The organism is Microcoleus sp. B5-D4 (genome assembly GCF_036705145.1).
GTDB lineage: Bacteria > Cyanobacteriota > Cyanobacteriia > Cyanobacteriales > Microcoleaceae > Microcoleus.
The window spans coordinates 56,348-62,347 of the sequence record NZ_JAUBTV010000040.1; the positions used below are offsets into that span (position 1 = coordinate 56,348).

5 protein-coding genes are annotated in these 6,000 nt (G+C 49.2%); 1 reads left to right on the forward strand and 4 read right to left on the reverse strand.

Translation table 11 applies throughout. The features are described 5' to 3' along the window. Positions 1–55 precede the first annotated feature (55 nt). A complete protein-coding gene (locus tag QUB10_RS19005) occupies positions 56–1,036 on the forward strand; it encodes an aldo/keto reductase (protein ID WP_333139464.1) in 981 nt (326 codons plus the stop codon). A 208-nt stretch (positions 1,037–1,244) separates the two neighbouring features. Here the strand turns inward: QUB10_RS19005 and QUB10_RS19010 are convergent, their stop codons facing one another. The 4 genes from QUB10_RS19010 to QUB10_RS19025 all read right to left on the reverse strand — a co-directional run. Then, positions 1,245–2,462 (reverse strand): M20 family metallopeptidase, encoded by a 1,218-nt coding sequence (locus tag QUB10_RS19010; protein WP_333204539.1) that lies wholly within the window; start codon positions 2,460–2,462, stop codon positions 1,245–1,247. Positions 2,463–2,635: 173 nt separating this feature from the next. Further along, positions 2,636–3,343 carry a dethiobiotin synthase gene (gene bioD / locus QUB10_RS19015; protein WP_333107093.1) on the reverse strand — a complete coding sequence of 236 codons (708 nt, stop codon included), beginning with the start codon at positions 3,341–3,343 and terminating at the stop codon, positions 2,636–2,638. A 60-nt stretch (positions 3,344–3,403) separates the two neighbouring features. Next, positions 3,404–5,092, reverse strand: a complete 1,689-nt coding sequence (locus QUB10_RS19020) for a serine/threonine-protein kinase (RefSeq protein ID WP_333204542.1) — start codon at positions 5,090–5,092, stop codon at positions 3,404–3,406. A gap of 308 nt (positions 5,093–5,400) precedes the next feature. Continuing rightward, positions 5,401–6,000 (reverse strand): transposase (locus tag QUB10_RS19025; protein ID WP_333204544.1); only part of this gene is annotated, 600 nt, incomplete at its 5' end.

The window sequence follows — 6,000 nt, forward strand, 5'->3', positions numbered from 1 at the left end:
ACCGAGTTATGTTCCTATAAAATATCCGTATTACCAACAACTACCATCAATAAAAATGCCAACTAACCAAAAACTTTTACTTCCAAAAATGGGCTGCGGCACTTGGGCTTGGGGCAACAGATTGCTCTGGGGCTACAATGAAAGTATGGACGAGGAATTGCAAGCCGTTTTCAATCTTTGTGTTAGTAACGCCGTCACTTTATTCGATACCGGGGACTCTTACGGAACAGGGAAATTAAATGGCCGCAGCGAGCAGCTTTTGGGGCAGTTTTCTCAACAATATCAAGGTGCAAATAAAGACAGTATTTGTATTGCGACAAAACTAGCTGCTTATCCTTGGAGACTGACGCGACAATCAATGATATCGGCTTGCAAAGCCTCGGCTGCGCGCCTCGGAAAAAATGTAGATTTGGTGCAAATGCACTGGTCTACAGCTAATTACGCTCCTTGGCAAGAGGGGGCTCTTTTAGATGGTTTGGCTGACCTTTACGAGCAAGGATTAGTTAAGGGAGTGGGCTTGTCTAATTACGGGCCGAAACGGCTGAAATGGGTGCATCAAAGATTTAGCGATCGCCAAATTCCTATTGTTACTTTACAAGTGCAATATTCGCTACTTTCCACCTATCCGGTGACAGAACTCGGGTTGAAAGATGTTTGCGATGAATTGGGGATAAAATTGATTGCTTACAGTCCTCTAGCCTTGGGGTTGCTGACGGGTAAATATTCCGAAAACGGCTCTCTTCCTAAAGGTATCCGAGGTTTGGCGTGCAAGCAGCTACTTCCGGGAATGCGATCGCTTTTGGAGTGTTTGCGAGAAATAGCGGCATTCAGAAACAAAACTGTTTCGCAGGTAGCAATCAACTGGTGCATCTGCAAAGAAACTATTCCGATTCCGGGGGCCAAATCTGCGACACAGGCGAGGGATAATATTGGTGCTTTGGGCTGGGAGTTAGACTCCGGGGAGATTGCAGAATTGGATAAGGCGGCGGCGAGTGTAGATAAAAAAATGGTGCAGAATATTTTTCAAACTCGGTAAAAAGACTCTCGCGTGGGGTGGGGGCGGGTTTATTTAAGCTGTCTGCATTCTTTAAATCTTTTGGTGAACCCGCCCCTACAGTTTTTTGACTGCGGGTGCAAGAGATCGGGTTAAATAGATATGATTGCTGTAGGGGCGGGTTTTACAAACTATCATTGCCTAAAATCAATAATCTCATAAACCCGCCCCCACCGGATGACACAATCTTTCATTGATTCACACAAAAATTTTCCACGCAGCGCACAAACATTTCTACACCCATCCCCAGCGCAGTTTCATCAAAATCAAAACGCGGGTGATGGTGCGGGTAAGCCAAGTTTTTCTCTGGATTTGCTGAACCCAAAAAGAAATAGCAACCGGGAACTTCTTGCAAAAAGAACGACATATCCTCGCCGCCCATTGTTTGACATTCTGGAACGATTCCCGCAGGAGTTTCTACAACTGATTCTGCCACGTCGCGCACCAATTCAGCTATTCTCGAATCATTAATAACTGGCGGATAAAGCGCACAATAATCTAATTGGTAATTGGCCCCATGACTCTGACAAATTCCGGCAATTACTTGCTCGATCCGCTGTGCAAAATAACCTTGATATGCTGGATTGAAATAGCGCACCGTGCCAGCGATTTGAGCAGTATCGGCAATCACATTGTGGGTGTGGCCTGCGTGGAATTTGCCGACAGTTACTACCGCTGAGTCGATCGGGTCAATGTTCCGCGCGACAATTGCCTGCAAAGCGCTGACAATTTGGGCTGTAACTACGATCGAGTCCACAGTCTGATGTGGCATTGCGCCGTGTCCACCTTTCCCAAAAATCGTGCAGTCAAAAACTTCCACAGCCGCCATCAAAGCGCCGCTGCGGACGCCTACAGTGCCCAAAGGTAGATTGTTCCACAAATGCAAGCCGACGATCGCATCAACATCAGGATTCTTCAAAACACCCGCTTCAATCATCGGTTTTGCGCCTCCTGGCCCTTCTTCGGCGGGCTGAAATATAAATTTTACTTTACCCGAAAAGCTGTGTTTGTGCTTTGCGAGATAACAGACAGTACCGAGGGCGATCGCAGTGTGGCCGTCGTGACCGCAAGCGTGCATAATTCCATCATGCTGCGATCGATAATCCACCTCATTTTCTTCTTGAATAGGCAAAGCATCCATATCCGCCCGAATTGCCAAAACCCGCCCCGGTTTGCCACTGTCTATAGTGGCGACAATACCAGTTTTAGCAATATTAGTTTCATGCTCAATTCCCCATTCCTGCAACTTTTGCGAGACAAACTGCGCCGTTAAATTTTCATCAAAACTCAACTCCGGTCTTTGATGCAAAAGGCGACGCCATTCGACTAGCTGAGGCTGCAAATTTCTAATTTCCAGCCGCAACTGAGATAAATCGACAGAGGTGAAATTCGGTAAAGTAGAAACCATTTTTTATTCTCCTTATAGCAATTCTGAATGAATAATTTGTGAAACTCTCTCTTCTCTTTCTCTGTGCTCTCTGCGCTCTCTGCGGTTAAAATAAAATCTTAGTTTTTAACCGCAGAGGACGCAGAGTACGCAGAGGAAGAGAAGAATGAGAAAGAGAGGTGTTGAGAATAGGGTTATTTAGAAGTCTGAGGAACTAAATTAACCCCTGGCAGTAACTGTTCTAAATCTAAATCTGAAGCAATTTTAGCTAATTTAGCAAGGTCAGTCGGGTCATCTAAATGCGGCAAAATACCCAACACAGGTATTTGAGTCAGCGACTGGATCAAATCAACGGGCGCTAAATCGGCAATTTCTTGTTCAGAATAAGCTTTAACGCAATTGAGCACAATTCCTCTCAGCTTAAAACCAGTGTGTCTGGCGAGAGCAACATTCGCCACAGCTTGCCCGATCGCCCCCAACCTCACAGGTACTACCAAAACCCCCCTCAGCCGCCAATCCCTGGCAATATCTGCCACAGTCAGTTCCCGCGTTACAGGCGATCCCAGCCCTCCCAAAGCTTCCACTAATACAAAATCCTTGCGCTCAGAGAGGCTTTGCCACGCCGTCCAGACCTTTTCGAGCTCGATACGTCTCCCCTCCCGTTCCGCAGCAATCGGCGGTGCTAGAGGCGCATCAAAGTGCAGCGGATTGAGTTCTTCGGGGGATTGGTCGAGGGAAAACAAACGGGTGTAGAGTTCGCGATCGCCCGTTCCTGTTTGCATGAGTTTCATAAGTCCCAAACTGCGATCGGGAAAATACATTTGCCAATAAGCAGCCAGAGCGCTGGTCAAAACAGTTTTGCCCGCGTCGGTATCAGTTCCAGCAATTAGCAGCGAGTTCATTGACAAATAGCTAACAAGTAATTGGCCTCAACCTCAGTCTAGGGGAATTTTGCCAGAAGTTTAGAGTTCTGGCGATGGTGCGGGTGTTGGTGCTGGTTCCGGTTCCGGCGCTGGTTCCGGTTCCGGTTCCGGCGACGGTGCAGGAGTTGGGGCAGGTTCCGGTGACGGTGCGGGAGTTGGGGCAGGTTCCGGCGATGGTGCGGGTGTTGGAGCCGGTTCCGGTGTTGGCGCGGGTGTTGGCGCGGGTGTTGGCGACGGCGCGGGCGTCGGTTTGGGTGCGGGAGTTGGTGCGGGCGCCGGTTTGGGCGCCGGTTTGGGCGCGGGAGTCGGCGCGGGCGTCGGTTTGGGTGCCGGAGTTGGTGCCGGAGTTGGTGCTGGGCTTGGTTCCGGCAAAGGTTCTGGGTTCGGTTCCGGCAAAGGTTCTGGGCTTGGTTCCGGCAAAGGTTCTGGGCTTGGTTCCGGCAAAGGTTCTAGGGTTGGTTCCGGCAAAGGTTCTGGGCTTGGTTCTGGCACAGGTTCTGGGCTTGGGGTTGCCAAAGGTTGCGGGGTTGGGGTTGGCAAAGGTAGCGGGTTTGGTATCGGAGTTAGTGTCGGCGTGGGATTTATGAGTGCTGGCGTAGTCGGAGTGGGTTTGGGGCGCGAATTGTTGAGAAATGAGCCGACTAAAGCCCAGGAACCGAAGCCTGTCAAGATGACTAAGCCGGCCAGCAGTCCGATCGCAGCAATGGGATTGTCCCAAAAAGACTCGGCAGCAGGCTCAATTAACGGGTCTGGCTGGTTTTTTTGCGGGTGGGAACTCTGGGCGACGGGCTCTGGCGGTCTGCCCACGGCCACCGTTGCTATTAGCGAAGGGTTTGTCGGTACCACTGCTGGCGGCGCGGGCGGTACAGTTGGCTGGCTAGGTTTAGGATTAGTTTGGGCGTCGAGTGCTTGGGCGACTTCGCTGACAGATTGATATCGATCGCCCGGAGACCGGCTCAACATCCGATTGAGCACCAAAGCCAAACCCGTGCTCACCTGCGCTTGCTGCTGCCAATTCCACTGCAGCGTTGTTTGATCGAGCAATTCCTGCGGTTCTTTGCCTGTCAGCAGGACGATCGCCGTTACAGCTAAAGCGTAGAGGTCGCTGCTGGCTGTTGCCCGCCCGCTTTGCAACTGTTCCATCGGCGCGTAGCCGATTTTACCGACAGTTGTTGCGTGGGCTGTTCCTTCGGGAGACTGGACTTTGGTGGCGAGTTCCTTCACCACTCCAAAGTCAATCAGCACCGGCATTTGGTCGTTTTCGCGCCGAATTATATTTTCTGGGGAGATGTCGCGGTGGATGATGCCGCGGGCGTGGATGTGAGCGAGTACCGGCAGCATTTGCCGGATAAATACCAAGACTTCGGCTTCGGTGAAGGTGCGACCATTTGAAGTTCGATCGAGCATTAGTTCGCGGTAAGTCATCCCTTCCACGTAATCCTGCACTAAAAACAAACGCTGGTTCTCTTCAAATATTGCCCGAAACTGGGGAATTTGTGGGTGCCCAATTTGGTAAAGTATTGCCGCCTCTCTTTGAAACAATTCCTTCGATTTTTCCAAAACATAAGGCCCGCTTTGCACCGGAATCAATTCCTTCAGGGCGCAGCGTTCTTGAAACCGTCCCAAATCTTCTACTAAATAAGTCCGGCCAAATCCTCCTTGACCTAAAATATTCACCAAGCGGTAGCGGTTTTGTAGGAGAGTTCCAATAGCAATAGGTGGCTGCATAAGTTTAAGTTGAAACTGTTAAAAAATAGACGATCGCTCACAGACTTAGTAATGCTAGGTCTTTAATGCTCTTGAGCATACTTCACTATCTGTAGTCCCCAGTCCCGACCAAAGTTAGTATTTTACATTTTTTTGACATTCTTGGACGCAAGGATGGTCAGAAACCGGGTTTTTTCACGAAAATACACAGGTTGCAACCCGCAGCTCCGATCGAAAACCCGGTTTCTGCGTCAATATCTCAAGGGAGAAATGCACGATTTTCGTAGAAACCGGGTTTTTTGGCCTTAGCCCTATTGACACTCCCCTGGCTAAAGCCGAGGGGATTCTTGATTCGCAGAATCGACTTGCCGATGCAGAATTACTTCAACATCGGTAGCGGTCAACTCTCCACAAGCGTTCGGATCTAAGATCCAAGTTCCGACGTGCCCCGCCGTACTCAATCCCCGACTTAGGATTACTTTAGCTGCGTTGTGATCGCGATCTAATACACATCCACACCGACAAGTATGAGTTCGGGTTGATAGACTTTTCTTGACAATGGTTCCGCAGCTAGAGCATTCTTGACTCGTCCCGTGGGCTGGTACGGCAATTGTAATTCTTCCGAATACTTTACCAAAATATTCCATCCACACTCGAAACATATACCAAGATGCGTCGTTAATTGATTTAGCTAAGCAGTGATTCTTCACCATATTTTTGATTCTCAAATCTTCATAGACTACACAGTCGTTTGACTGGATGACGCATCTTGCTAACTTCACGGCAAAATCTTTACGCTGTCTACTTATTTTGAGGTGGCGTTTTCCTAGAATCACTCTAGCTTTTTTTCTGTTTTCTGAACCTTTGACTCGCTTTGAGAGCCGTCTTTGGGCTTTCTTTAATCGGCGCTCTCCTTTGCCCAGAAAACG

Excerpts from the sequence above, each read along its gene's own strand:
- QUB10_RS19010 (WP_333204539.1), bottom strand. The coding sequence starts at position 2,462 with ATGGTTTCTACTTTACCGAATTTCACCTCTGTCGATTTATCTCAGTTG.
- QUB10_RS19020 (WP_333204542.1), bottom strand. The coding sequence starts at position 5,092 with ATGCAGCCACCTATTGCTATTGGAACTCTCCTACAAAACCGCTACCGC.
- bioD (WP_333107093.1), bottom strand. The coding sequence starts at position 3,343 with ATGAACTCGCTGCTAATTGCTGGAACTGATACCGACGCGGGCAAAACT.
- QUB10_RS19005 (WP_333139464.1), top strand. The coding sequence starts at position 56 with ATGCCAACTAACCAAAAACTTTTACTTCCAAAAATGGGCTGCGGCACT.